This is a genomic window from Micromonospora sp. NPDC000668, from assembly GCF_042897975.1.
Lineage (GTDB): Bacteria > Actinomycetota > Actinomycetes > Mycobacteriales > Micromonosporaceae > Micromonospora.
Genome location: NZ_JBIAYP010000001.1, coordinates 1,746,412 through 1,771,239 on the forward strand (window position 1 = coordinate 1,746,412; position 24,828 = coordinate 1,771,239).

General features: G+C 73.3%; 24 protein-coding genes and 1 tRNA gene. 9 read left to right on the forward strand and 16 right to left on the reverse strand.

The window, feature by feature from the left end; translation table 11 throughout:
- Nucleotides 1-8 precede the first annotated feature (8 nt).
- Nucleotides 9-2,099, reverse strand: coding sequence for a DUF1800 family protein (locus ACFY29_RS08070; protein WP_386984234.1), 2,091 nt, complete (start codon nt 2,097-2,099; stop codon nt 9-11).
- A gap of 431 nt (nt 2,100-2,530) precedes the next feature.
- Here ACFY29_RS08070 and ACFY29_RS08075 point away from each other — a divergent pair, with 431 nt between their 5' ends.
- Nucleotides 2,531-2,788 (forward strand): DUF3040 domain-containing protein, encoded by a 258-nt coding sequence (locus ACFY29_RS08075; RefSeq protein ID WP_074313327.1) that lies wholly within the window; start codon nt 2,531-2,533, stop codon nt 2,786-2,788.
- Nucleotides 2,789-2,792: 4 nt separating this feature from the next.
- Here the strand turns inward: ACFY29_RS08075 and ACFY29_RS08080 are convergent, their stop codons facing one another.
- From ACFY29_RS08080 to ACFY29_RS08090, 3 genes are all read right to left on the reverse strand, one after another.
- Nucleotides 2,793-3,731: an SWIM zinc finger family protein gene (locus ACFY29_RS08080; RefSeq protein WP_386984235.1), complete on the reverse strand. Its 939-nt coding sequence runs from the start codon at nt 3,729-3,731 to the stop codon at nt 2,793-2,795.
- Entirely contained in the window at nt 3,728-7,090 is a 3,363-nt protein-coding gene (locus ACFY29_RS08085) for an SNF2-related protein (RefSeq protein ID WP_386984237.1), read from the reverse strand. Before ACFY29_RS08085 ends, ACFY29_RS08080 begins: the two co-directional genes overlap by 4 nt.
- A 93-nt stretch (nt 7,091-7,183) precedes the next feature.
- Nucleotides 7,184-7,705, reverse strand: coding sequence for a DinB family protein (locus ACFY29_RS08090; protein WP_328419046.1), 522 nt, complete (start codon nt 7,703-7,705; stop codon nt 7,184-7,186).
- Between the two features lie 82 nt (nt 7,706-7,787).
- Between ACFY29_RS08090 and ACFY29_RS08095 the strand changes: the two genes are divergently transcribed.
- Nucleotides 7,788-7,994 (forward strand): hypothetical protein, encoded by a 207-nt coding sequence (locus tag ACFY29_RS08095; RefSeq protein WP_328419047.1) that lies wholly within the window; start codon nt 7,788-7,790, stop codon nt 7,992-7,994.
- 8 nt (nt 7,995-8,002) lie between these two features.
- Here the strand turns inward: ACFY29_RS08095 and ACFY29_RS08100 are convergent, their stop codons facing one another.
- Nucleotides 8,003-9,145 (reverse strand): polysaccharide pyruvyl transferase family protein, encoded by a 1,143-nt coding sequence (locus tag ACFY29_RS08100; protein ID WP_386984240.1) that lies wholly within the window; start codon nt 9,143-9,145, stop codon nt 8,003-8,005.
- A gap of 242 nt (nt 9,146-9,387) precedes the next feature.
- On the opposite strand from ACFY29_RS08100, the gene ACFY29_RS08105 reads away from it, so the two are divergent.
- The gene (locus ACFY29_RS08105) at nt 9,388-10,683 is read left to right on the forward strand and encodes a glycosyltransferase (protein WP_386984242.1); all 1,296 of its coding nucleotides are present in this window, start codon (nt 9,388-9,390) and stop codon (nt 10,681-10,683) included.
- On the opposite strand, the gene ACFY29_RS08110 is transcribed toward ACFY29_RS08105, so the two are convergent.
- On the reverse strand, nt 10,568-11,500 hold the full coding sequence (locus ACFY29_RS08110; protein ID WP_386984244.1) for a GNAT family N-acetyltransferase: 933 nt from the start codon (nt 11,498-11,500) through the stop codon (nt 10,568-10,570). The two genes, ACFY29_RS08105 and ACFY29_RS08110, sit on opposite strands and share 116 nt — an antisense overlap.
- Before the next feature lie 56 nt (nt 11,501-11,556).
- On the opposite strand from ACFY29_RS08110, the gene ACFY29_RS08115 reads away from it, so the two are divergent.
- Complete coding sequence (locus ACFY29_RS08115; protein WP_386984246.1) at nt 11,557-12,189, forward strand: Pr6Pr family membrane protein; 633 nt, start codon at nt 11,557-11,559, stop codon at nt 12,187-12,189.
- A 127-nt stretch (nt 12,190-12,316) separates the two neighbouring features.
- Nucleotides 12,317-13,252, forward strand: coding sequence for a phosphotransferase family protein (locus ACFY29_RS08120; RefSeq protein WP_386984248.1), 936 nt, complete (start codon nt 12,317-12,319; stop codon nt 13,250-13,252).
- Between the two features lie 70 nt (nt 13,253-13,322).
- Here ACFY29_RS08120 and ACFY29_RS08125 read toward each other — a convergent pair whose 3' ends face one another.
- A complete protein-coding gene (locus tag ACFY29_RS08125; RefSeq protein ID WP_386984250.1) occupies nt 13,323-13,952 on the reverse strand; it encodes an HAD-IA family hydrolase in 630 nt (209 codons plus the stop codon).
- A 192-nt stretch (nt 13,953-14,144) separates the two neighbouring features.
- Here ACFY29_RS08125 and ACFY29_RS08130 point away from each other — a divergent pair, with 192 nt between their 5' ends.
- Complete coding sequence (locus ACFY29_RS08130; protein WP_386984252.1) at nt 14,145-14,891, forward strand: SDR family NAD(P)-dependent oxidoreductase; 747 nt, start codon at nt 14,145-14,147, stop codon at nt 14,889-14,891.
- 69 nt (nt 14,892-14,960) lie between these two features.
- Here the strand turns inward: ACFY29_RS08130 and ACFY29_RS08135 are convergent, their stop codons facing one another.
- From ACFY29_RS08135 to ACFY29_RS08145, 3 genes are read right to left on the reverse strand one after another with little or no spacing between them, the layout of a single operon-like run.
- Nucleotides 14,961-15,758, reverse strand: a complete 798-nt coding sequence (locus tag ACFY29_RS08135; protein WP_386984254.1) for an alpha/beta fold hydrolase — start codon at nt 15,756-15,758, stop codon at nt 14,961-14,963.
- Nucleotides 15,759-15,780: 22 nt separating this feature from the next.
- A complete protein-coding gene (locus ACFY29_RS08140) occupies nt 15,781-16,329 on the reverse strand; it encodes a hypothetical protein (protein ID WP_386984256.1) in 549 nt (182 codons plus the stop codon).
- A gap of 34 nt (nt 16,330-16,363) precedes the next feature.
- Nucleotides 16,364-16,615 carry a hypothetical protein gene (locus ACFY29_RS08145; protein ID WP_328419057.1) on the reverse strand — a complete coding sequence of 84 codons (252 nt, stop codon included), beginning with the start codon at nt 16,613-16,615 and terminating at the stop codon, nt 16,364-16,366.
- Between the two features lie 80 nt (nt 16,616-16,695).
- On the opposite strand from ACFY29_RS08145, the gene ACFY29_RS08150 reads away from it, so the two are divergent.
- Nucleotides 16,696-17,112, forward strand: coding sequence for a tetratricopeptide repeat protein (locus ACFY29_RS08150; RefSeq protein WP_328419058.1), 417 nt, complete (start codon nt 16,696-16,698; stop codon nt 17,110-17,112).
- A 90-nt stretch (nt 17,113-17,202) separates the two neighbouring features.
- Nucleotides 17,203-18,096: a hypothetical protein gene (locus ACFY29_RS08155; RefSeq protein ID WP_386984258.1), complete on the forward strand. Its 894-nt coding sequence runs from the start codon at nt 17,203-17,205 to the stop codon at nt 18,094-18,096.
- 88 nt (nt 18,097-18,184) lie between these two features.
- Here the strand turns inward: ACFY29_RS08155 and ACFY29_RS08160 are convergent.
- The 5 genes from ACFY29_RS08160 to ACFY29_RS08180 form a co-directional block, all read right to left on the reverse strand.
- Nucleotides 18,185-18,256: transfer RNA gene (locus tag ACFY29_RS08160), tRNA-Val, on the reverse strand.
- 81 nt (nt 18,257-18,337) lie between these two features.
- Nucleotides 18,338-18,802 carry a peroxiredoxin gene (locus ACFY29_RS08165; protein WP_328419060.1) on the reverse strand — a complete coding sequence of 155 codons (465 nt, stop codon included), beginning with the start codon at nt 18,800-18,802 and terminating at the stop codon, nt 18,338-18,340.
- A gap of 88 nt (nt 18,803-18,890) precedes the next feature.
- On the reverse strand, nt 18,891-19,328 hold the full coding sequence (locus tag ACFY29_RS08170; protein WP_328419061.1) for a DUF3052 domain-containing protein: 438 nt from the start codon (nt 19,326-19,328) through the stop codon (nt 18,891-18,893).
- Between the two features lie 112 nt (nt 19,329-19,440).
- Complete coding sequence (locus tag ACFY29_RS08175) at nt 19,441-21,939, reverse strand: thiamine pyrophosphate-dependent enzyme (RefSeq protein WP_386984260.1); 2,499 nt, start codon at nt 21,937-21,939, stop codon at nt 19,441-19,443.
- A 51-nt stretch (nt 21,940-21,990) separates the two neighbouring features.
- A complete protein-coding gene (locus ACFY29_RS08180; RefSeq protein WP_386984692.1) occupies nt 21,991-22,479 on the reverse strand; it encodes a MarR family winged helix-turn-helix transcriptional regulator in 489 nt (162 codons plus the stop codon).
- 228 nt (nt 22,480-22,707) lie between these two features.
- Between ACFY29_RS08180 and ACFY29_RS08185 the strand changes: the two genes are divergently transcribed.
- A complete protein-coding gene (locus tag ACFY29_RS08185) occupies nt 22,708-24,360 on the forward strand; it encodes an alkaline phosphatase D family protein (protein WP_386984261.1) in 1,653 nt (550 codons plus the stop codon).
- Between the two features lie 52 nt (nt 24,361-24,412).
- Here ACFY29_RS08185 and ACFY29_RS08190 read toward each other — a convergent pair whose 3' ends face one another.
- Nucleotides 24,413-24,817 carry a YjbQ family protein gene (locus tag ACFY29_RS08190; protein WP_328419064.1) on the reverse strand — a complete coding sequence of 135 codons (405 nt, stop codon included), beginning with the start codon at nt 24,815-24,817 and terminating at the stop codon, nt 24,413-24,415.
- Between the last annotated feature and the right edge of the window lie 11 nt (nt 24,818-24,828).

The window sequence follows — 24,828 nt, forward strand, 5'->3', positions numbered from 1 at the left end:
CGGGTGCCTCACCGGAGGTGGTGCTGGGGGGAAGCGAGGATCGCCCGCGCGACGGCGGTGATGGCCCCGTTGAACGTGGCGTCGACCTTGGCGCTCGCCGGCACGCCGGCCACACCGAGGACCAGGTTCTTCTCGCGGGCGGTCAACTTCTGGTTCACCAGCCGCTGGGCGAGCGCGTCCACGTACGCCCCGGCGGTGGCCGGTGGCTTGGCGACCAGCTTCTCCGGCGCGGTGTACGTGAAGACGGTGCGGTAGCCGGCGAGGAGTTCACCGGCCTCGTTCCAGCCGTTGACCATGGTGCCGGCCGAGGTCCAGGCGACGTAGACGTCCGGGTAGCCGTCCGGGGTGGGCTGGCCCATCGGGTACTGGCCCAACTCGCGCAGCTTGTCGTGGATCTGCCGCAGGCCGCGGGCGTACGGGGTGCGCTTGCTGTCACCGTTGTTGTGCTTCGGCGACGCGTCCGGCGAGACGCCCAGGGTGCGGTACGTGGCGGCCAGGTACTCCATCGGCCGGCGCACCTTCTGCCCCACCGCGGCCCAGAACTCCGAGGAGCTGAACAGCGTCATCAACACCGGCTTGATCATGCCGTTGTTGGTGGAGTACGTCTTGGCCAGCCGGTCCACCAGGGACTTCGGCGGGGTGTCCGAGACGAACCGGGTCGCCAGGCTCTGCGCCACGTACTTCGCGGTCGACGGGTGCAGCGCGATGTAGGTGATGTACGCGTCGATCGCGGCTTCGGCCTTCTTCGGGTCCGACGAGTTGTTCGCGTGCGTGAAGGTGAGGATCTTCACCTTGCCGACGTAGTGCTGCTCGGGCCTGAAGACGTACTTGCCGTCCTGGACGCCGCGGCCGGTCTGGAGCAGGGCCGCCTGGCGCACGTCCGGCTCCTTGTAGCCGCCGTCCACGCCGACCGAGTAGAGCTCCAGGTTCTCCCGGGCGAGGTTCTCGTTGATCGCGTCCTTGCGGGAGTCCTTCTGGTTCAGGTAGATCAGCAGCGCGGGGTGCTTGTTCGCGGCGACCAGCATCTCCGGGTAGCTGCCCAGCGCGTGCGCCCGCACGACGTCCTTGTCGAACGAGTTGCGGTACACCTCGCCGCCGTCGAAGTCGGCGGCGACGTGCAGGAAGTCGTTCCAGAAGTCGACCATCACCTCGAACAGCTGGCGCTTGGACCAGATCTGCCGCGCGATGGTGGAGTCGACCATCTCCCGCTCCGGCTGGGCGCCCTGGTCGTTGAGCGTGTCGCGCTGGTCGCGCAGCTGCTGCACGCTGAGCTTCTGGGTGGGCAGCTCGGCGAGCTTCAGCTCGGCCTTGCTCGGTTCGAGCTTGTCCGGGTCCAGTTGCGCGCGGATCCAGCCGTCGATGCCCAGCTTCTTGATGTCGGCGACCACCGCGGGCGTCGCCCCGAAGGTGGCCCGCCGGGCCAGGTGCAGGATCGGGTCCTTGGCCAGCACCGTCTTGACGGTCACCTTGGTCTCCGCCGCGGCTGCGGCCGGGCCGGAGAAGGTGCGCCCACCGGTGGGCGAGTTCTTCTTCAGCGCCTCGCCGGCGCGGGAGCCCATGTAGCTCTCGTTCTGCTCGGTGTAGGTGCGCACCGTGCTGGGCTGCTGGCCGCTGGGCCGAGCCGCGGTGCCGTCGGTGACGGTGCTGCCGGTCGCGTCGGCCGCCGCCTCGTCACCGAACAGGCTGCGGAACTGCGGGGTCATGGCGAGTGCCGCGCCACCGGCGACGACGGCGGCGGTGCCGCCGAGCGCCACGATTGCCTTGCGCCGGCCGACCTTGCGGCCGGGCTCGTCGTCATCGTCCAAGGTGGGCAGTCCGGTGCCGGCCGGCCGGGCCGGGGCCGGGCGGCCAAGACCCTCCGGGCCGACCCACTGCGGTCCACGCGGGGCGGGAGCAGGGTGTCCGGCATGCGCGTACCCGTCGGCGTACTGCTCGCGCGGGTCGGCCTGCGGGTAGCCGCCCTGGTAGGTGTGGGGCGAGTCGTGCCCGTACGACGCGGACGGGTTGTGGTCGCCGTACCCGTCCGAGGTGTGGTGCTGGCGTCCGTCCCAGCCGCGGTCGTCCCGCGGTCGACGTGGTGGCACATTCTGGTCGGCCATGTACCAATCCCGATTTCTGATGAGCGCCGAAAGCTGCGACCGAGCAGGTGCGGCAGGTGCGGCGACTGTTGCCTGAGGGGGTTGCTACGGCAAAGTAACCAAGGCCTCAGGTGCCTTCAAGGTGGGCGGAAGACCCCCGTGAGGGCACTTAAGACACCGCTCAGCGCCGGGTTGGCGGCGGGCCGCGTACCGGCGCCGAACCCGGACCTTCCCAGCAGGGCGGACGTACGGCAGCCGGGTACGGATCGGACCGCGTCGCCGTGTTTGACACATTCAGCGTCGTTGTCCACCACAGGGAAATTTAAGGTCCGGATAAGCCGTACGTGAGGTTGCCTCGGGACCGACGAAAGTAGCAGCAACGGGTGAGCGTGAGCCGCCGCAACAGCGGGTATGCCGCCGAACCGCTGAACGCGTGAGGGGAAGGCAGCGCCATGCTCAGCAAAGAGGATCAGCGCAGGTTCGACCAGATCACCCGTCAGCTCCGCGAGAGTGACCCGGCTTTCTTCAACCGGCTGGACCATCGGGTCCGAGCCCGCAGGGGCCGTTACCTGATGTTGTTGACCATCGTGCTGTGGGCGTCGCTACCGGCGATGACCGTGTTCGCCGGCCGGCTGGCCGGTGCGATCTGCGCGGTGGTACTGGTGGCCAACGCCGCGATCATGTGGCGGTTCCGCCGCCGCTGGACGTGACGGCTCACCGGTCGGTCGGGCCGAGCGCCCGGTACGCCCGGCGCAGCCGTTCGAGCAGTCCCGGCCCGCCGATTGCCGGCGCCGGCGGGCCGAGCTGGCGCAGCAGCAGATCCGGCCCGGTCGCCAGCCGGGGTGGCCGATCGGGCAGCGGCACCGGCGGCAGCCAGAACCGGTCCACCGCCTCCGCCAGGGAGGTGGCCGACAGCCCGGCGAGCGCCCGGGCCGCGCCGGCCGGCGGTGCGGCGACGCCCACCGCGGACCCGCCTCCGTCCGGAATGGACTGCGTGTCCGGGTCGGGCGACGCGGTGACCGGTCCGGGCGACACCGGTGCGCCGGTGGCCTCGGCACGCCGGGTCCGGAGCTGGTCGAGCAGCTCCGCGCGAGCCCGGCCGCGCCAGTGCAGCAGCTCGAACGGGTCGGCGTCGAACGCCTCGGCCAGCAGGTAGAAGGTGGCCGCGAGGTGCTTGCACGGCACCGCGAAGTCGGGGCAGCTGCACCGCTGGGTCAGCTCGTCCACTCCGGTGGGGAAGAGCGGCGCACCGGCGGCGACGAACAGTTCCTCCAACTCGTCGGGGAGGTCCCCGGCGAGTAGTCGGGCGCTGAAGAACGCCTGCCCGGCCAGCTCCTCCTCGATCCGGGACCAGAGCCCGGCCGGGAACGGCGCCAGCGCGATGGAGACCTGGTACGGCTGCGGCCGGGAGCCCTGGACCACGGCGCTGACCAGCCCGGGTGCGATGTCGAGCTTGAGCACCTGCCCGGCCCGCGCGTACGACCGGCCACGGGTCAGCCGGGTGCCGAGCGCGAACGACTCCAGCACCTCCAGGAAGCGCCGGGACCACCAGGACTGGCCGATCGCGCCCCGGGCGCTGCGCGCCCGCAGGCCGCCGTCGACCCGCCGGGGGCGGCCGTAGTCGGCGAACCGGTCACTGGACGGCTGACTCACTCCACCACCGCCCCGGCCTCCAGGGTGAACAACTCACGCAGTTGCCCGGTGGACAGCTCGGTGATCCACTGCTCGCCGGTGCCGACCACCCGCTCGGCGAGGCTGCGCTTGTCGGCGATCAGTGCGGCCACCTTCTCCTCCACGGTGCCGGCGCAGACGAACTTGCGTACCTGCACCCGCCGGTGCTGCCCGATCCGGAACGCCCGGTCGGTGGCCTGGTCCTCCACCGCCGGGTTCCACCACCGGTCCACGTGCACCACGTGGTTGGCGGCGGTCAGGGTGAGACCGGTGCCGCCGGCCTTGAGGGAGAGCACGAACAGCGGTGGCCCGTCCGCCGACTGGAACCGCTGCACCATGGCGTCCCGCTCGGCCTTGCCGAGCCCGCCGTGCAGGAACAGCACCTCCCGGCCGAACCGTGCGGACAGGTGACCGCGCAGCATGGCGCCGAACTCGGCGTACTGCGTGAACAGCAGCGCTCGCTCCCCCGCCGCCAGCACCTCCTCCACGATCTCGGTCAGCCGGGCCAACTTGCCGGAGCGGCCGTCCAGCGGCGAGCCGTCACGCAGCAGTTGGGCCGGGTGGTTGCAGACCTGCTTGAGCCGGGTCATGGTGGCCAGCACCAGCCCTCGGCGTTCGATGCCGTCGCTGGACTCGATCTTGGCGAGCATGTCGTCGACCACCACCCGGTACAGGGCGGCCTGCTCGGCGGTGAGGTTGCAGAGCACCTCCATCTCCAGCTTCTCCGGCAGGTCGGAGATGATCGAGGAGTCGGTCTTGAGCCGGCGCAGCACGAACGGACCGGTGATCCGGCGCAGCCGCTCGGCGGCCTCGGCGTCGCCGTTGCGCTCGATCGGCTCGGCGAATCGCTTGCGGAACGTCGCGGCCGGGCCGAGCAGGCCGGGGTTGGCGAACTGCATGATCGACCAGAGGTCGGCGAGCCGGTTCTCCACCGGCGTGCCGGTGACCGCCACCCGCTGCCGGGCGGGCAGCGCGCGGACCGCCTCGGCCTGCCGGGTCGACGCGTTCTTGATCGCCTGCGCCTCGTCCACCACCACCCGGTGCCAGTCGATGCCGGCCAGGTCGACGGCGTCGCGGGCGGCCACCGAGTAGGTGGTGAGGACCAGGTCCGCGCCGTGCGCGGCCGCCGTGAACTCCGCCCCCCGGGCCCGCTCCGCCCCATGGTGGACGTGCACGCGCAACCCCGGGGTGAACCGCGCCGCCTCCCGCTGCCAGTTGCCGACCAGCGACATAGGACAGACCAGCAGGGTGGGCCCGGCGTCCGGCGGGTCCCCGGCGAGCAGCGCGAGCAGCTGCACGGTCTTGCCCAGCCCCATGTCGTCGGCGAGTACGCCGCCCAGGCCGAGTGACCGCAGGAAGGCCAGCCAGGCCAACCCCCGTCGCTGGTACGGCCGCAGCGTCCCCTGGAAGCCCGGCGGCGGGTCCATCGGGGTGAGTCGACGCTCGACCGCACCGGCGAGCAGGTCGCCCAGCGCCCCGTCGGCGGTCACCTCCAGCACCGGCAGCGAACCGGTGTCCGCGCCGTCGGCCAGCCCGAGGCGGAGCAGGTCGGCGACGGTCAGCTCGCCGGCTGACTTGAGCAGGCGCAGCCCGGCTGCGAGCCGCCCCGGGTCCAGCTCCACCCACCGGCCGCGCAGCCGCACCAGCGGGGTCTTCATCTCGGCCAGCGCGGCCAACTCCTCGGCCGACAGCGGCTGGTCGCCGAGTGCCACCTCCCAGCGGTAGTCGACCAGGGCGTCCAGCCCGACTCCAGCGTCGGCGCCGGCCACCGTGCCGGGCGCGGTCCGGCTGCGGGCGCGCAGCCGGGCGCCGAGCCGCGCCGACCGGCGCTGCCACCAGGACGGCAGCAGCACCCCGAAGCCGGCCGCGTGCAGCACCGGGGCGCCTTCGCTGAGGAACCGGTGTGCTCCCTCGACGTCCAGCTCCATCGCCTCGGGCGCGGCGGTCCGCAGCGCGGCGTCCAGGTCCGGCCAGAGCCGGCTGGCTCGGCCCAGCTCGGCGAGCAGGGTCTCCTGCGGGCTGGCCGCACGACCGCCCAGGCCACCGAGCGTCTGCGGCGCTCGCCAGACCTGCCCCGCGTCGACGTGCAGGCTGGGCTCGTCGGCCGCCTGCAACCCGAACTCCAGCCGCCACCGCCCACCGCCGGCCAGCTCGCCGACGACCGGGCCGCCGTCGGAGAGGGCGCTGTCGGCCGGGCCGGTTGCGACCTGCTCGGCCTCGGTGCTCGCCGAGTCGGCGGGGCCGATCGTCGGCGGTCGGGTGGCCAGGATCGGTTCGGTGACCTCGTCGGGGGCCGGTTCCACCAGGCGGAAGCTGGCCCGGACCGGGCCGCCGGCGGCGTCGCGCTGCCAAGCGTCCAGCTCGCTGCGGAGGGTGGCCAGCGCCGCCGCGTCGACGGTGAAGTCACGGCGAGGGCCGGCGAGCGCGGCCAGCCAGGCCGGCGCCGGGCCGCCCGGCCGCAGCCCTCGGGCCAGCGTGGTGGTCGCGAGCGCGGCCCGGGCGGCGGCGTCGGTCAGCGCGTCGAGCGCGTCCGCGACCAGCACACCGGCCGTCAGCTCGGTGCCGTCGGACCGCGGCGCGGTGGAAGCGATCCCGTCCGGCGCGGCAGCAGCGGCCGGCTCAGCGGCAACGGCAGCAGTGGCGGGCGCAGTGGCGGCCGGCGCAGTTACAGCAGCTCGGGCGGCGGGCGGCAGGGCCAGCGCCAGCGACCGCGCCCAGCCGGCGTCGGTGCCGGTCAGCAGCGGTCGCCAGACGGCGAGCGCCGTCACCTGCGCGCCCGTGTCCGCCGACGGCGCTCCGCGTCCAATGGCCGGTGGGCGCGGCGGCTCGGCCACGCCAGCACCCGACATCGCGGTGCCCACCGTCGTGCTGACACCGGGTAGGACACGGCCCCGGGCCACCAGGTCGGCGGCGAAGTCGGCCAGCTCGGCGAGGTGGCGCAGGGTGGCCCCGGGCACCGCCGGGAGGTCGTCCAGGGCACGCAGCAGCGGCAGCGCGTCGTCCGGGGCGTACACCAGCACGGGGACCCGCCACCCGGCCAGGGTGAGCCGGCCACGGGCCGGCGGCGCGACGGCGGTCCGGATCAGCTCGGGTGAGTCGGTCGGCGCGCCGGCCCTGGTGGGCAGGGTGAGCAACGCGGTGTCCGGGCGGGCCGGCTCGGCGGCGTCAGCGAGGGCGGTGGCCAACGCGGCGTGCCCGGCGGCGAAGGGGTGCGGGCGCTCCCGGGGCGCCCGGCCGGGGCGACGCGGCGGGGCAGCCGGGGCGGCGCTGTCCTCGGCCCAGACAGCGAGGCCGGCGGTCGAGCCGTCACCGGGCAACCACAGCCCGTGGATGACCAGCACGTGCTCCCCCTCGTCGCCGCCCGTGCCCAGGATAGGCGGCCCCGATGGGCCAACGACCGCACCCACCGGCCGACGCGTACCGCCCGCGTGAGCTCAGAACGCGCCGGTCTCGCCGTCGGTCAACTCCCGCAGGATATCGGCGTGCCCGGCGTGCCGGGCGGTCTCCTCGATGAGGTGGACCAGGATCCAGCGCAGCGACACCTCACCGAGCTGCGGGTGCGGCACCACGTGATCGAGGTCGAACCGCGCGGCGACCGCCCGGGACCGGGCACAGGCCCGCTCGTACGCCTCGGCGAGCCCGTCGACGGTGTCCTGCTCGTCGAGCGTGAAGCTCAGCACCGCGTCCTGCTCCGAGGTCAGGTAGACGTCGCCGGGCTCGGGAGCCAGCAGCGCCGGGAACCAGTTGCGCTCGACCAACGCCAGGTGCTTGACCAGCCCGGCGACCGTGGTCACCGAGGGCACCATCCGGCGGGCGGCCTCGGCGTCGGACAGGCCGCGCAGCTTGCGCAGCACCACGCCACGGTGGAAGTCGAGGAACGATTCCAGTACGGCACGCTCGTCGCCGGTGCGGGCGAGCACCGGGCCGAGCGTCGGATCGATGGAAGGCTCCGCCATTCGCCGACCCTAGCCACGCGCCTGCCGTCCCGCTGCCCCGCTATCCGCTGCGAGGTGGCCGCGCGACGGGCAGGATGGGCGCATGGCTTCATCCGTGCAGATCCTCCTCGTCGGCGGCACGGCGGACGGGCAGAGCGTCACCGTCGAGTTGGACAGCAACGGCCGTCCACCACTGACCCACCATCACCTCGGGTCCGGTGGGCTGGCCGAGGCGCAGATCTACGAGTTGGAGTCCGCCCGCGAGGACGACCGCGAGTGGCGCTACCGGTGGACCGGCCCGGCGGTGTGACCGCCGGCTCAGGCCCGGGTGAGGGTGTGGCTGCGCAGGCTGTCCAGCACACCGCGGGTGACCTCGGAGGTGCCCCGGGCCAGCTCACAGACCTCGGCCACCCGTCGGGCGGTGGCCTCGGCGCGCTCCTCCCGTTCGTCCCAGAGCTGGTCGACCTCAGCCAGTAGCGGCCCCTCGACCTCCCGCTCCACGCCGCGCAGCGCCGGCACACCGAGCCGCTGGGCCAGGTCGAACACCTTGCCGGCGTACGGCAGCGGCAGGAACGGTGTGCCGACCATCGCCGCGAAGATCAGGAAGTGCAGGCGCATGCCGACGGCCAGGTCGAAGTGGCGCATCAACCCGAGCACCTGCTCGGGTGAGTAGGTGCCGTGCAGGATCCGTCCCCGGTCGGCGGCGACCATGTGCGACAGCACTCCGTGGGCGTGCCGGATGTCGTCGCGTTCCATCGGCACGAACAGCACGTACGCGTCGATCCGGTGCACCAGGAAGTCACCGATCTGGGCCAGCAGCCGGTGGTAGCCGTCCACGTCGAGGCGTTCGGCGGCCCGTCCCGGCTCCCGCACGCTGATCCCGACCAGCCGCTTACCGGCCGGCACCCCCTCCTCGGCCAGCAGGTGGGGCGGAAAGTCCTCCGGCTGCAACAGGAACGCCGGGTCGGCGGTGACCGTGATCGGGTTGAGCAGCCCGGCCTCCTCCAGCACCATCCGGGACTCCTGGTCGCGAACGGTCAACTGCACCGCGCTGGAGAGCGTTTCACGGACCATGCCGGTGTCCACCCCGTCGCTGAGCGGCCCGACCCCCACCGCGTACGTGATCAGGGGCAGGCCGCGTTCCTGGGCGACCCGGACCACCCGAAGGTAGCGGCGGGCCTCCCGGTCGTAGAGGATTCCGCCACCGCCCAGGATGAGCAGGTCGAGCTGGGCCAGGACCAGGGCGGAGTCGGTGCGGCTGACGCCCTCCCACGGCACCGCCTCCACGTCGGGGTGGGCGGCCCGGGTGTGCTCCGGGTGGCGGGAGAAGACGATGATCCGGGCATTCGGCTCCTGCTCGCGCAGATCGGCGAGCAGGCCGGTGAGGATCGCCTCGTCGCCGAGGTTTCGGCCACCGTACGAGCCGAGCACACCGATGGTCAGTCCGGCGCCGTGCGTCATCCGTCGCTCCTCCCCAGGTGCGGTCCGGGCCGGGTTCCCGCTGGGTAGGTGAACAGTCCTGCCGGGGAGACCCTCCCGGCCGGTGCGCGGCTCGCGGACCCCGAACCGGGACAGTTCCACCTCGGTGAGCTGAATCATCCGCCGTGCATGCCTGCGTCCCCGGTGTGCCGGATCCACCTCGATGTTCTGGATCCAGGCCCGACGGGACGGCCCGGCGAGCACGACCCGGCGATGATGGCGGGGTGCGGATCGCCCACGTCAGCGACAGCCATCTCGCCAACCCGGAGGGTGTGGCCACCTCGGTCGGCACGACCGTGGCGCTGCTGCGCGCCGCCGGCCACCAGGTCGTCCTGCACTGCCCCGGCCCGCTGTCCCGGCGGCGGCGCCGGCCGGGTGAGGTGCCGTCGCTGCCGGTGCCGACCCGGCCGTACCGACTGGCGCCGCCCAGGCCACCGGACGTGCCGGTCGACGTGGTGCACGTGCACACCACCGGCCCGCTCGGCATCGCCGGGCTGCGCTGGGCCGCCGGGCGGGGCGTACCCGCCGTGCTCACCTGGCACACCGATCTGGTGGCGTACGCGGCGCACTATCCCGAGGTGCCGATCGGCGCCGCGTACGCCGGCCTGCGGCTGGGCCTGCGCTGGCGGGCTCGGGACCTGTGGGCGCTGGCCCGCCCCGGGCCGGCCCGACAGGCTCGGCTGGCCGCGCTCGGGCGGTGCCTGCTGGCGCACACCAGCGTGCTGATCGCCCCGTCGGCGAAGACCGCGGCGCTGATGGCCCCGATGGCCGGGCGTACCCCGATCGTGGTGCTGCCGACCCCGGTCGCCGCGCCGGGCGCCGACGCCGACGACCGGCGGCGGCTGCGGGCCCGGCTGGGCATCGCGGCGGACGCGCCGGTGCTGCTCGCGGTGGGCCGTGCCACCCCGGAGAAGGACCCGGAACTGCTGCTGGCCGCGTTCGCCCGGGTCCGCCGCGAGCTCCCTGCGGCACGGCTGGTGCTGCTCGGGGCACGGCGGCACCGGCTCGCGGTCCGTCGGGCGGCCCGCCGGCTCAACGTGGCCGACGCCCTGCACCTGCTGCGCCCGGTGCCGCGCGACCGGGTCGGCGCGCACTACCGGGCGGCGGACGTGCTCGCGTTCCCCTCCCGCACCGACACCCAGGGCCTGGTGCTCAGCGAGGCCGAGGCGTACGGACTGCCGGTGGCCATGGTGGACACCGCGCTGGCCGAGCGGCCCGGTACCGGCACCACGCGGCCGGTCGCCGAGCCCACCGCGGCGGCGTTCGGGGCATTGCTGACCCGGCTGCTGACCGAGCGGGAGCTGCGGGCGGCGGTGGTGCGGGACGGCCTGGCTGCGGTGGCGGCCTGGTCCGGGCCGCGCTACCTGGCCGAGCTGACCGCGTTGTACGCGACGCTGCCGCCCGTCACCTCAGCGGACGCGACGACAACCGACCCACCTGGGCCAGCACCAGCGGGAGCTGCCATCCCCGAGGCGCGGCGAGGTGACGCGGGGACCAGACCGGCCCGAACTTCGCCTTGAACCGGCGCAGCCCGCGAAAGCGGTACCAGCGCTCGCCGTACGCGTACACCGCCCGGCCCAGCCGGCACAGCGGGTCCGCGCCGGTCAGCCCGGACAGCGGGGCCAACCCCAGCTCGACACTCGCCAGGCCCCGGTCCCGGGCCGCGTGCAGGACCTCGACGAGGAGGTGGTCCATCGCCGTGGGTGGCGCGTCCGGGTGGTACCGCAGCAGGTCCACGCCCCACCTGTGCGGCGTCGGCAACAGCGCGGCGAAGGCCACCACCCGCGCCCGCTGCCGCAGCACCGCGACCGGTAGTTCGGCCAGGTAGTCGGGGACGAACCCGCCGAGTGAGAACGACATGTCCGGCCGCCCGGCCAGCCAGGCATCGGAGACCGGGCGCAGTTCGTCGAGCAGGCCGGCGCCGGGCAGCACGGCGAACGACAGGTCGTCGCGGCGGGCCAGCCGACGCCAGTTGCGGCGCAGCGCCCCACGCGCCGGACCGGTCAGGGCGAAGTCGGCCAGCGGCACGCTCGCCGACTCCCCCACCGGGTGCACGGCGAGACCCAGCCGGTGCAGCTCGGGCAAGAGCGGGTCGCCGACGTGGTACACCGCCGGGCGCCGGCCCGCCCTTCGGGCCGTAACGAAGAAGTCGGCCAGCAGTTCGTACCGCTCGGCGGTCGGCCCGACCGGTGGGCCGAACGCGATCCACGAGCGGCCGCACACCCCGTACATGAGGAAGCTGGCCCCGGACGGCGAGAAGTGGAATCGCTTGTCGCCAAGCAGTGCGAGCGCCGAGTCCGGCTCCCGGTCGGTGTCGGCGGCCAGGATCGCCCGCACCCGGTGCAGTTGTTCGTCGTGGCGTCCGTCGATGCGGCGATGGTAGCGTCCGCCGCGTGTCCGGCCGGGTCCTGCGGGTGAGCGCCGCCGTCGTGGTCGCCCTCGGGCTGGTGCTCTCCGTGATCGCCGCGCGCGACGAGCCCGTCGAGCTGCTGTTCTACTTCACCGTGCAGGTCAACCTGGCCTACCTGGTGGCGCTGCTGGCCGGCGGCGACCGGCTGCGTACCGCACTCACCGTCTACCTGGTCGGCACCGCGCTGGTCTTCGTGCTGGTGCTGGCCAACCCGTGGAGCGGCTACGCCATGGTGGCGACCACCGAAGCCCGGGGGCCGGTCTCGGACGCGGGCAATCTGCTGCTGCACGCGGTGGCGCCGCCGCTGGCCGCCGCGGAGTGGCTCGCCCGCCGTCCCCGAGCGGCCCTGCGCCCGGTGTACGCGGTCAGCCTGCTCGGCTATCCGTTGGTGTGGCTGACGGTGATCCTGGTCCGTGGCGCCCTCGGCGGGGACGAGGACCGCTACCTCTACCCGTTCCTCGACGTGCCCCGACTCGGCTACCCCACGGTCGTCCTCAACGCCCTGCTCTTCGCCCTGACCCTGCTCCTGATCGCCCTGACCGCCGTCCACCTCACCCGCCCTCCTCCTCCCCCCTCCCCTTCCCCCATACCCCCGGCCGATCCCACCCCTCCGTGATCATGAGGTTGACGGGCGATTCGATCTCGGCGAGGCACGCCAACCCCATGATCACCGGGGCGGGGGTGGGTGGGGTGGGGCAGGAAATGGGTTGTCTGGTGGGGTGGGCGGGACCCACCGTGGGGGGATGACGGAGCGGATCACTGCGCGGATCGGTTGGACGGACCTGCCCGAGCGGGTCCGGGCCACGGTGGAGGAGATCATCGGTGATCGGGTGGTCGAGGCGGTATCCCAGCCGGGCGGGTACTCGCCTGGCACCGCCGATCGGGTCCGTACCGCGACCGGGCGGCGGGCGTTCGTCAAGGCGATCAGCCCGGCGCAGAACCCGGACAGCCCGGTCATGCACCGCGCGGAGGCCCGGACCGCCGCAGCGCTGCCGGTCTCGGCGCCGACGCCCCGCCTGCTCGGCTGCCACGACGACGGCGAGTGGGTGGCGCTGGTCTTCTCCGATGTGGACGGTCGGCACCCGACCACGCCGTGGCGTAACGACGAGCTGTCCCGCGTGCTGAGGGCCCTGGAGGCGATGGCCGTCGCACTCACTCCGAGCCCGGTGGCGGACGTTCCGACCGCAGCCGAGCGGCTGGCCTGGGACTTCGCCGGCTGGCACCGGATCGCCGCCGAGCCGCCGGATCGGCTGGACCCGTGGGTTCGGGCGCACCTGGACCAACTTCGCGCCGCCGCCGACCAGGGGATCGCCGCGCTGACCGGCGACACGCTCTGTCACGTGGACGTACGGGCCGACAACCTGCTGGTCGACGCTGCCGGCACGGTCACCGTGGTCGACTGGCCGTGGGCCTGCCGGGGGCCGGCCTGGCTGGACACCGCGTTGCTGCTGGTCAACGTCCGGCTGCACGGCGGGCACGACACCGAGGCGCTGCTGCGCCGGTTGCCGCTGACCGCCGGTGTCGACCCGGCCACGATCACCGGGTTCTACGCCGGGTTGGCCGGCTTCTTCGCCGACGGCGCCCGGCGTCCACCGCCGCTCGGCATCCCAACCGTCCGCGCGTTCCAGCAGGCCCAGGCCGACGCCCTGCTTCCCTGGCTGGCCCAGCGCCTCCCCTGACCCGACTCGTCCGGCTGTTGTCGCGCCGCCGGGTCATGGAGACCGTCCGTGATGTGCTCGACCTGACCGGTCAGGGTGTCGCCGGGGCCGACTCCAGCCGGTGTGCCAGTTGCGCCAGGTCGTCGAGGCGCAGATCGCCGTCGAGGCCCTTCAACGCCGCGGTCATCGCTCCGGCCGCGCGCCCTGCCCGCAGTCCCACCTCGGCGTCCTCGACGACCAGGCATCGCGCCGCGGACACGTCGAGCAGCTCGGCGGCCCGCAGGTAGCCCTGCGGATCCGGCTTGCCCACACTGACGTCCTCCACGGTGATCAGCACGGGCGCAACGATGCCGGCCGCGCCGAGTCGGGCCTCGGCCAGCCGGGCGTCGGCGCTGGTCACCACCGCCCACGGCAACCCCAACCGGGCAAGTGCCATCAGCAGTTCGTGGGCACCGGGGGTCGCCGTCACGTCGGACAGGTCGTCGTACTGCAACGCCAACTGCCGCGCCGCCGCCGCTGCGACCTCGGCGTCGTCGAGCGCGGGCAGTAGCCGGCGAATGGTCTGGTCGGCGGGTCTGCCGTGCGCGATCGCCAGCGCCGCCGCAGGGGCGACGCCGTACTCGGCCGCCCAGGTACGCCAGGCCCGCTCGACAGCGGCGTCGGAGTCGACCAGGGTGCCATCCATGTCGAACAGCACCGCGTCGATGCCGGACAGATCCACGACCACGCACCTCCAATAAGCTCGTCTCACGAGGATATGGGGCGAAAATTCCGGCGACCGGGCCGCCCTCGCCGACGTCACCAGCGAAGCCACCCACACGGCGTCGAGGTAGCGGAAAACGGACCTCGGGGTGCGAGCGAGGCGTCCGATGGCCGCCAGACGGCGGGTCGGCGCGGCGACATGATCATTCGCATGACGACGATGACACTTGACGGCAAGGTCGCCCTGGTGACCGGAGGTTCCCGGGGCATCGGGGCCGGTATCGCTCTGCGCCTCGCACAGGATGGGGCCGACGTGGCGCTGACCTACCGGCAGAACGCGGAGCAGGCCGCGATCGTGGTGAAGCAGATCGAGGCACTGGGCCGGCGGGCACTGGTCATCCAGGCCGACGGCGCCGACCCGACCGCCGTACGGGACGCGGTCGACCGGGCGGCCGCCGAGCTGGGCCGACTGGACATCCTGGTGAACAACGCCGCGGTGTTCCTGGTCGGCGCCATGGGCGAGCTCGGCACGGCGGAGGTGGAGCAGACGATCGCGGTGAACATCCGGGCGCCGTACGTCGCCGTACAGGCGGCGCTGCGGCACCTGGGCGACGGCGGGCGGATCATCAGCATCGGCAGCAACGTCGGTGAACGGGCGGTCTTTCCCGGCCTGGCGCTCTACTCGATGAGCAAGACCGCCCTGGTCGGGCTGACCCGGGGCCTGGCCCGCGAGCTGGGCCCCCGGGGCATCACCGTCAACCTGGTCAACCCCGGGCCCACGGACACCGACGCCAACCCGGCGGACGGGCCGAACGCGGCGGCCATCGCCGGCTTCACCGCCGTCGGCCGCTTCGCTCGCCCCGCCGACATCGCGGCCACCGTCGCACACCTGGCCAGCCCGGAGGCCGGCTACGTGACCGGTGCGGTGGTCAACGTGGACGGCGGCTTCACCAGCTGAGGACACCGGGCGCGCCGGATCACCCCGGCGCGTCCGGCACTCAACCAACTCCCGTGCTCGATGGCCGGGTCAGGCGGGCGCGCCGACCTGGTGGGTGAGGAACGGCAGCACCGCCGCCGGCAGGGCCGGCGCGCCGACGATGTCGTAGTGCGTGTGCCCGGGCAGCACGGCCAGCCGGGCGGCCGGACGGTCGGTGCCGTCCCAACCGGCGTCGCGGTGCCCGCCGCCGAGCAGCCCGAAGAACTCCGCCACGTGACTGGTCGGGATCGAGTCGGCGTCGGCGAAGACCAGCAACGTCGGGATGACCAGCCGCGCCACCTCAGCGGACCAGTCGTAGTCGCGGCGCAGCAGGTCACCGGTCTTGGCCCAGAGCTGCGGCCAGTCCTGCGGGCGCGGGGCGACCCGCTCGTAGAGCTGGTGCGGCGGCGTGCCGCGCATCTGCTCGCCGACCCGCTCGTCCTGGGTTGCCATGGCGGCCAGCACCTCCGGATACCAGCCGGCCCGCTTGCACGGCGTGGAGACCAGCACCAGCCGGCGCACCAGCGCCGGATGTTGGATGGCGGTACGCAGCGCGACACCACCGCCCAGCGAGTAGCCCAGCACGTCGGCCGAGGACAGGTCGAGGTGCCCGAGCAGCGCGGCGATGTCGTCGGCCAACGTCTCGTAGCGCAGCGGGCGGTCGACGTCGGCGGTGCGCCCGTGGCCCTGGAGGTCGACCGCAACGACCCGACGCCGTTGGCTCAGCGCCGGCACGATCGGGGCGAGCATCTCCACCGACCCGTAGCCGCCGTGCAGCAGCACCAACGGCTGGCCGTCGCCGTGCGACTCGTACCAGAGCCGCAGCCCGTTGACCTCGGCGTAGCTCACCCGGCACCCCCGTTCGTCGGCGTCACCCGTCCCGATCCAACACCGGGCGTACGACATCGACGAACGAAATCCGACGATTCGTCCGTACCTCGATCGCGGCGAGCCAGCGCTCCCGGTGCCGCTCGCGCAGCGGCACCGTCGCGTCGCCCGGCTCGCCACCGAGCCGGCGCTGGTCGGCGTACTCCCCGCTGACGCTGGTCAGCACCGACCGGGCCGCCGACGCGACCTCCGCCGGGCCTTCCAGCAACACCAGGTTGTACGCCTCGTCCACGGCGCGCATCGCCGCGTACGCCTCGTCGTAGCCGGGCGCCGGCTCGTCCCCGCCGGCCTCGACCCACCGCCGGTCCAACCGCCGGTACGCCTGGTCGCAGGCGCTCAGGAACCCGACGTACGCCTCCCGCCGCAGCTCGTCCCGGTGCGTCGCCCGCCGCTCGGCGTTCTCCTGGCGGGCGACGGTGAGCTGGTGAGCCAGTTGCCGACGGGTGCTGAACGAGCCGACCAACCCGGTCAGGGCTGCGGCGGCCAACGTGGACAGTGCGGTGATCAGCGCGACGGCGACGGTGTCCTGCACCCGCCCATCATGGCGTTACCAGGAGCACGGGCCGTCATCGGGAGCTGCCGACGCGGGCCGACCTGGCGCGACGCATCCCCCGGGCTGTCCGCAGGATGACCTGATGCACCAGCACGCCGCCGCCGGCGTTGGCCACGGCCAGTCCGGACGCGCCGAGCAACCCCACCTCGATCTGCATCGCGTGAGTGCCGAGCAGCAGGGCTGGCCAGAGCAGCGCGGCGGCGATGAGCGTTGAGCGCCACCACCGCCCGAACGCCAGACCGAACAGGATCATCGTCGGGATCATCGGAGCCCTCCGTCGTCCCTCCCACCGTACGCCCGCCGGCCGATTCCCGAATCACTCGGCACCTGCTGGACGACCTGCCCATGGCGGAGCGGCCCGACGACCATTTCCAGGTCGACCCCGCGAAGTGGTCCTTCTACGCCATGGACGCCTACCGGCTCGCCGAGGACGACACCCGGACGGAGCGGTACGCGGCCGAGGTGATCTGGGCCGCAACGGCACCGGACGGCGTCGAACGGTCGCCGATGCGGGTGGCGGAAGCTCGATTGACACTGGCCGCCACCGCAGCGCGCGCCGGAGAGCTCGAATTGGCCGTCCACACCGGCCTGAGGGCGTTCGGTGCCGGTCGCCGCTCGCTTCCGTCGCTGCTGCTCATCGCCGGCGAGGTGGACGCCGAACTGCACCGCCGGTACCCGCGCGAGCAGGCCACCGCCGAGTTCGAAGGTGCCCTGCACGTCCTGCGAGAGACGGTGCTGGGCAACGGCTCGTCGGTGCGATGAGGCCTCGCGGATCCCCAGGTCACGGGGTCACGCCCACCGCACTGGCTTGGTACAGTCGCGCTTCCCCTTGATCGAATAAAGGACATCCGCATGGCCGACACCGGGCCTGAACCTGACGCAAACCAGACTCCGGTTCCGGATCCGGCTGCGGGATCGGCATCCAGCCCCCAGGACGAGCAGGCACCGGAGACGCCGGGTACGGCTCCTGACTTCGCGCCGGCCACCACCACCTGGGTCCCCACGCCACCGCCGCCGGCCCAGCCCAACCAGACCGGCATCATCGTCGCCGCGGTCGCGGGTGTTGTGGTGCTGGTGCTGATGGCCTGCGTCGGGCTGGTCGGCGGCATCTTCCTGCTCCGCGACGGGGAGACCCCGGTCGCCAGCCCGGCGTCCCGGGCGCCCCTGCTGCCCACGACCGGCGGCAGCCCCACGGCGAGCGGTCAGCCCAACCAGAGCGAGGAGCCAGTGGCGCAGGGGCCGCAGGCCAGCGCGTACCCGGCGGAGAAAATCGAGGACCTGAACCGGGTGTGCGACGAGGACATCTACTACCCGGAGCTGCCGAAGCGCGCCGGCAAGGCTCCGCACCCGGTCGTCCTGCTCCTCTCGGACACCCCGGGCCTTCGCTACAAGGACGACGGCTACTACTACGACCTGGGCCTGTCGAAGAAGGTCGAGCAGACGTGGGCGTCGGAGGACCCCAGGAAGGTGCAGATGGTGGCCTGCCTCGACCGGGTCAGCACTGGCTCGACGATCCGCAACTGCAAGTTCGACGACCCGAAACCGCAGACGCTGCCGCTGGTGCGGACCGGCTGGCGTCTTCGGGTGTATGAGGCCGCGACGGGCCGCAAGCTGCTGGACAAGGCCATGAACGGCGATGACCAGAAGTGCCCGTACGTCGTCATGGTCGGCGCCGACAAGAAGATCTACGCCGAGGTCAGCGATCGGGCGGCGATCGCGGCACTGCGCAACCTCGTGAACAAATAACGGAGCTGCGTCGCCGGGCGCATCCTCGGCCGTGACAACTGTCGGTCACGGCCGAGATCGAGCTGGTGTTCGTGTTGACGATGAAGCGTGGGCGCGGCAGGTTTCGAACCTGCGACCCCCCGCTTGTAAGGCGGGTGCTCTCCCACTGAGCTACGCGCCCGGAACGCCCGTACGGCGGGCCGGAGGCTGGCAAGCTTACCCTGCTCGCCGCCGGCCCGGGCGCACGGCGTACCCCGGGTGGTCAGGCCGCCGCCTCGGCGAGGGCCTTGCGCCAGCCCCGCTGGTCGCGGGCCTGCCCCGGGCCGTTCAACTCGGCGAAGCGGACCACGCCGGCCTTGTCGATGACAAAGGTGCCCCGGTTGGCGACGCCGGCCACGTCGTTGAAGACCCCGTACGCCTGGGCGACACCGCCGTGCGGCCAGAAGTCGGCCAGCATCGGAAACTGGTAGCCCTCCCGGTCGGCCCAGATCTTGTGGCTGTAGACCGAGTCGACGCTGACCGTCAACACCTGGACGTCGTCGTTCACGTACTCGTCGAGGTTGTCTCGCACCTCGCCCAGCTCGCCCTGGCAGGTGCCGGTGAAGGCGAGCGGGTAGAAGACCAGCAGCACAGTCCGCTTACCCCGGAAGGCCGAGAGGCGGACCTCCTGGTTGTTCTGGTCCTTCAGCACGAAGTCCGGCGCCTCGGCGCCAACCTCGACGGGCATGCGAACTCCTCGGATCGAGTCAGGAGATGACGGCACGCCGGCCACACCCGGCGGTGCGGACCGCCGGGCGCGAAGGGCAAAGGTTGGGCTACTTCTTGCCCTTGACCCCTCGGCGCAGCACCAGGCGGGCGCCGCTCCAGTCCCGGCCGGCGTTGACGGTCGAGGTCTGCTGGAGCCCTGCGGTGGGCGCGGACTCCGCGACCTCACTCGGCTCGACGTGCCCCTCACGCCCTGCCTTCGGCGTGAGTAGCCACACGACCCCGTTGTCGGCCAGCGGGCCGAGGGCGTCGACGAGAAGCTCGAAGAGGTCACCGTCGCCGTCGCGGTACCAGACCAGAACCGCGTCGACCACCTCGTCGGTGTCCTCGTCGACCAGCTCTCCAGAGCGGTCGGTCAGGGCGTCCCGGAGATCCTGGTCGACGTCATCGTCGTACCCCATCTCCATGACGACCATCCCCGGTTCGATCCCGAACCGGTCCGCCAGGCTGCGTACCCCGTCGGCGGCCTGACCAGCGGTCGCGCTCACTGTCGCGTGCCTCCTCATCTCGTCCCTGCTCGCGGCGTCGGTGCGACGCCGTCAGGCAAAGTCCACACAGTTGTGCGTCCGCGCGCAAGTGGCGCACCGGGTGGAACGGAATTTACCGTGCCAGCAGCGTACGGGCACCGTCGGTAATGGCTTCCGCGGAGACCAGAACCTGACGTGCTGCTGGACCTAATGGTACAAACGAGTCAACTCCTGCCACACGTCGCGCGGCACCGATATATCCGGCGTCGACCAGTGCGGCGACAACTCCCTCGCCGACACCGCCGGAACGGCGTGTCTCGTCCACCACCAGCACCCGGCCGGTCGCCGAGGACTCCCGGATGATGTCGGCCACCGGCATCGGGGCCAGCCAGCGCAGGTCCACGACCCGGGTGCCCACCCCCTCCTCAGCGAGGACGGCCGCGGCCCGCAGCGACATCCGCACCCCGTTTCCGAAGGTGATGATGGTCAGGTCGTCGGCCGACCCGATGCGGTAGACCCGGGCCCGGCCGATCGGCACGTGCCCGGCCACCCAGGCGCCCGGCTCCGGATAGCCGGCCGACCACTCACCGTCACCCTCCGCGTACAGGTCGCGGGTGTGGTAGAGCGCGATCGGCTCCAGGAACACGCAGACGCTGCCGTCCACCGCCGCGCTGGCCAGGCAGGTCCGCAGCATGGGCGCGGCGTCGTCCGGCCGCGCCGGCACCGCGACCACCAGGCCGGGCACGTCCCGGAGTACGGCCACCGAGTTGTCGTTGTGGAAGTGCCCGCCGAACCCCTCCTGGTACGCCAGCCCGGCCACCCGCAGCACCATGGGGTTACGGAACGCGCCCTGCGAGAAGAACTGCATCGTGGCCGCCTCGCCACGTAGCTGGTCCTCGGCGTTGTGCAGGTACGCCAGGTACTGGATCTCCGGCACCGGCAGCATCCCGGCCAGCCCGGCGCCCAGGCCCAGCCCGAGCACCGAGGTCTCGTCGAGCAGGGTGTCGAAGACCCGGGCCGGACCGAACCGGTCGCGCAGGCCCTTCGTCACCCCGTACACGCCGCCCTTGGCGGCCACGTCCTCGCCGAAGATGGCCATCTGCGGGTGGTCGAGCATCCCGTCGGCGAGCGCTGCGTTGATGCTCTGCGCCAGGGTCAACGGGCCGGCCAGTTCCGGCAGCTTGCCCCCGAACGCCTCCTCCCGGGCGCCCGCGCCCGGGCCGCTGGCCCGGGCCGCCGCGTCGGCCACCGCCCGTGCCACCCGCACCGGCCGGCGGGGCGCCAGCGCCGACACCACGTCGGCCGCGGAGGCCAGCTTCGGCTCGCCCAGCACCTGCTCGGCGAGCCGGCGTACCTGCCAGCCGGTCTCGTCGTACCGGGCCAGCAGCTCCTCGCCCGTGGCCACGCCGGTGTCGACGAGCAGCCGCGCGGTGGCGGCCACCGGGTCCCGGTCCAGATCCGCGGCGAGTTCCCCCGGGCTGCGGTACGCCGACTCCGCGTCGGCCCCGGCGTGCCCCATCAGCCGGACGGTGCGCAGGTGCAGCACGGCCGGCCGCCGGTGCCGGCGCACCCAGGCCGCGGCCTCCGCCGCCACCGCGTACGCCTGCACCGGGTCGGCCCCGTCGGCGGTCAGGTAGCGGATGCCCGGCTTGGACCGCAGCGTGGCCTCCACCCAGCCCTCCGGGGAGCGGACGCTGATGCCCAGCCCGTTGTCCTCGCAGACGAAGAGCACCGGGATGCGCAGCCCGGCGTGGTCGTACCAGCCGGCGGTGTTGAAGGCGGCGGTGGCGCTGGCGTGGTTGACCGAGGCGTCGCCGAACGAGCAGACCACGATGGCGTCCGGTGGCCACGGGGCGTGCGTGGCGCCGCTGCCGACCCGCACTGCGGCACCGGTGCGCCGCCCGGCGCTGTCCAGCCGGCGCAGCCGCTCCACCGCCAGTCCCATCCCGACCGCCCGGGGCAGGTGCGAGGCGATGGTGGAGGTGGTCGGGACGATGGCCAGGTCGGCCCGGCCGAACACCTTGTGCCGGCCACCGGCGATCGGCTCCTGACTGGAGGCGACCATCCCCCGCAGCACATCCCGGGCGGCCTCCGCGTATGCCGCGAACCCGCCGCTGGGCAGTGCCGTGGCCCCGGCCGGCTCGGCTGCGGGCTCGGATCCCAACGGCTCCGGCTCGGCGGGCGACTCCTGGTCGGCAGGTGACTCCGGGTCGGCGGGCGACTCTGGGTCGGCGGTGGGGGCCGAGTCGGCGGTGGGGGCCGGGTCGGCGGTGGGGGCCGGGTCGGTGGTGGCCTGGGCGGCGCGCACGCAGTAGAAGGCGCCGGAGCGGTAGTGCAGCAGCGCCGGATCGGTGGGGCGCAACGCGGCGGCGACCGCCGCGTTGCCCTCGTGCCCGGCCGAGCCGATCGTGTAGAAGCCCTCCCCGAAGCTGCGCAGCCAGCGGCTTGCCAGGTCGAGCTGCCGGCTGGTGACCTGCGCGTCGAAGAGATCCAGCAGTTGCGCGCCGGTCAGCGGGGCGTCGTCGGTGACCGGGTCGGCGGGGTCACGCCGCCGCTCGGCGGCGGGAAGGGCCGCCAGCGTCTCCCGGAAGCGGTCGTCGAGATCTTGCGGGGTGGTCACGTCGCACAGCATTACCGACGGAAGCCCTGGTCGCCCAGTGGGACACGGTCGGCGCGGGTCGACTCACTCCGGGCCGCAGGGCTCCGGACAGCCCCCGTCGGACACCTTCCACACCAGGTCGCGCAGGGTGTCCAGCTCCTGGTCGGTCAGCCCGGCCAGGAGTCGGGAGTCGGACATCACCTCGGTCACCCGGGCGCGCACGTCGCGGCCTTTCACGGTCACCACCAACGTCTTCTGCCGCCGGTCGGCCGGGTCGGTGCGACGCTCGACCAGGGCGGCCTGCTCCAGCTTGTCGACCAGCGCCGTCACGTTCGACCGGTCGCAGCCCAGCCGCTCGGCGAGGTCGCGGGCCGGCAACGGGCGGTCCGGGTCCAGCTCGTGCAGCGCCCGGGCCGCCGCCGGAGTGAGCCCCAGCTCGGCGAACGCGGAGCCCTGCCGATGCCGCAGCGCGGCGGTCACGTGCGCCATCCGGCGCACCACGTCGGCGGCGAGGCCGGCACGGTCCACCGGCCCACCTGCTCCGGGAACGACCTCCTGCGCCACGGCGCCCATCGTACGCATCGCGTCGGCTGCCCAGCTCACCGATCAGGTTCGGTCACGCCGGCCGGGCGGGCGATGCCGGACGCGGCCCGGGCGGGGGCAGCAGCCGGGGTACGGATCGATCGTGGTGATCGGTGTTCGACTGCCGGCGACGGGCCGGGGCCCTCGCCTTTACCTGGCGGCCACCGGGGCTCGCGAGGCTCCCGGAGTCACGAAAGATCGGACCCTGGGGAGGAATTCGTGTCACTGTCCCGACGTACCATCCTGCTGTCCGGCGCCGCGCTCGGCGCCGCCGGCGCGGTCACCGGGCTGCCGGTGGCGGCCGCCGCGGCGGCGGCCCGCCGGCCACTGGCCTACCCGTTCACCCTCGGCGTGGCCTCCGGCGACCCGGACCACGACGGGTTCGTGCTGTGGACCCGACTGGCCCCGCAGCCGCTCGCCGAGGACGGCCTCGGCGGCATGCCGGACCGCGACGTCCCGGTGCACTGGGAGCTGGCCGCCGACGAGCGGTTCCGGCACGTGCTGCGGCGCGGGGTCGCGGTCGCCCGCACCCGCTCGGCGCACAGCGTGCACGTGGAGCTGGCCGGCCTGCTGCCCGGCCGGGAGTACTTCTACCGGTTCCGCGCCGAGCGGCACCTCTCGCCGGTCGGACGCACCCGTACCGCGCCGGCGCCGTGGACCATGCCGGCCGCCCTGGCGATGGGCTTCGTCTCCTGCTCCCAGTACGAGCACGGCTACTTCACCGCCTACCGGCGGCTGGCCGAGACCGAGCCGGAGCTGATCCTGCACCTGGGCGACTACCAGTACGAGTACGCCCCGGACACGTACAACGTCCCGGGTGGCAACCCGCGTGACCACGAGGGGCCGGAGACCCGGACGCTGGCCAACTACCGGCAACGGCACGCCCAGTACAAGACCGACGCCGACCTGCAGGCGGCGCACGCGGTGGCGCCCTGGGTGGTGGTCTTCGACGACCACGAGGTGGAGAACAACTGGGCCGACGAGGTGCCGGAGGCGCCGGACCCGGAGTTCCCGGCCCGGCGGGCGGCGGCGTTCCAGGCGTACTACGAGAACATGCCGCTGCGGCGCACCTCGATCCCGCGCGGCATCGACATGCAGCTCTACCGGCGGGTCCGCTGGGGGCGGCTGGCCACCTTCCACATGCTCGACACCCGGCAGTACCGCGACGACCAGGCCTGCGGCGACGGGTACGACGCCTGCCCGGCGGCCTTCGACCCGGCCCGGTCGATCACCGGGGCTGAGCAGGAGGCGTGGCTGCTGGACGGCTTCCGCCGCTCGGACGCCCGCTGGGACATCCTCGGCCAGCAGGTCTTCTTCGCCCAGCGGGACAACAACGCCGGCCCGCTCACCGTCACCAGCATGGACGCGTGGGACGGCTACGTCGCCTCCCGGGATCGGATCACCCGGGGCTGGCTGGCCGCCGGGGTGCGCAATCCGGTGGTGCTGACCGGCGACGTGCACGCGCACTGGGCCAGCGACCTGAAGCTGGACTACGCCGACCCGACCTCGCGCACCGTCGGCAGCGAGCTGGTCTGCTCGTCGATCACCTCGGGCGGCGACGGCGCGGACTCGGCGTCCGGCTCGCACCCGTGGTTCCCGTTCAACCCGCACCTGCGCTTCCAGAACAACCTGCGGGGGTACGTGAGCACCACGATCACCCCAGGGCAGCTCGCCGCCGACTTCGACGTGCTGCCGTACGTCAGTCAGCCGGGCGCGCCCGCGTACACCCGTGCCTCGTTCGTGATCGAGGACCGGGTGCCCGGCCTGCACCAGACGGCCGACACCCCGGTCCCGTCGGCGGCCCGCCTGGCCACCGACGCCGGGGCGGACGAGGGCCGGCGCACGGTGGAGCGGGAGACCACCCGCCCCTGACCCACCCCGGTCGGGCCCGCCGCTCACGTCGCGAGCGGTGGGCCCGTCCCGGTCAGGCCGGGAGGAAGGAGAAGCGGACCTGACGGGTGGGGTTGTCGCCGTTGGTGTCGACCAGGCAGAGGGACTGCCAGGTGCCCAGGGCCAGCCGCCCGCCGAGCACCGGCAGCGTGGCGTACGGCGGGACGAACGCCGGCAGCACATGGTCCCGGCCGTGGCCGGGCGAGCCGTGCCGGTGCCGCCAACGGCCGTCGGTGGGCAGCAGCGCGTCGAGCGCGGTGAGCAGATCGTCGTCGGAGCCCGACCCGGTCTCGATGATCGCCAGGCCGGCGGTGGCGTGCGGCACGAAGACGTGCAGCAGGCCGTCGCCCTCGTTGGAGACGAACCCCTGGGCCTCGGCGGTGATGTCCCGGACGGCCGGCCGGGACCCGGTCTGGACGGTGATCACGTCACTGCGCATACGTCGCATTC

What these genes read in the sequence shown, in the direction of transcription:
- ACFY29_RS08070 (WP_386984234.1), bottom strand. Translation starts at nt 2,099, where the DNA reads ATGGCCGACCAGAATGTGCCACCACGTCGACCGCGGGACGACCGCGGC.
- ACFY29_RS08075 (WP_074313327.1), top strand. Translation starts at nt 2,531, where the DNA reads ATGCTCAGCAAAGAGGATCAGCGCAGGTTCGACCAGATCACCCGTCAG.
- ACFY29_RS08090 (WP_328419046.1), bottom strand. Translation starts at nt 7,705, where the DNA reads ATGGCGGAGCCTTCCATCGATCCGACGCTCGGCCCGGTGCTCGCCCGC.
- ACFY29_RS08095 (WP_328419047.1), top strand. Translation starts at nt 7,788, where the DNA reads ATGGCTTCATCCGTGCAGATCCTCCTCGTCGGCGGCACGGCGGACGGG.
- ACFY29_RS08100 (WP_386984240.1), bottom strand. Translation starts at nt 9,145, where the DNA reads ATGACGCACGGCGCCGGACTGACCATCGGTGTGCTCGGCTCGTACGGT.
- ACFY29_RS08120 (WP_386984248.1), top strand. Translation starts at nt 12,317, where the DNA reads ATGACGGAGCGGATCACTGCGCGGATCGGTTGGACGGACCTGCCCGAG.
- ACFY29_RS08130 (WP_386984252.1), top strand. Translation starts at nt 14,145, where the DNA reads ATGACGACGATGACACTTGACGGCAAGGTCGCCCTGGTGACCGGAGGT.
- ACFY29_RS08145 (WP_328419057.1), bottom strand. Translation starts at nt 16,615, where the DNA reads ATGATCCCGACGATGATCCTGTTCGGTCTGGCGTTCGGGCGGTGGTGG.
- ACFY29_RS08150 (WP_328419058.1), top strand. Translation starts at nt 16,696, where the DNA reads ATGGCGGAGCGGCCCGACGACCATTTCCAGGTCGACCCCGCGAAGTGG.
- ACFY29_RS08155 (WP_386984258.1), top strand. Translation starts at nt 17,203, where the DNA reads ATGGCCGACACCGGGCCTGAACCTGACGCAAACCAGACTCCGGTTCCG.
- ACFY29_RS08165 (WP_328419060.1), bottom strand. Translation starts at nt 18,802, where the DNA reads ATGCCCGTCGAGGTTGGCGCCGAGGCGCCGGACTTCGTGCTGAAGGAC.
- ACFY29_RS08175 (WP_386984260.1), bottom strand. Translation starts at nt 21,939, where the DNA reads ATGCTGTGCGACGTGACCACCCCGCAAGATCTCGACGACCGCTTCCGG.
- ACFY29_RS08180 (WP_386984692.1), bottom strand. Translation starts at nt 22,479, where the DNA reads ATGGGCGCCGTGGCGCAGGAGGTCGTTCCCGGAGCAGGTGGGCCGGTG.
- ACFY29_RS08190 (WP_328419064.1), bottom strand. Translation starts at nt 24,817, where the DNA reads ATGCGCAGTGACGTGATCACCGTCCAGACCGGGTCCCGGCCGGCCGTC.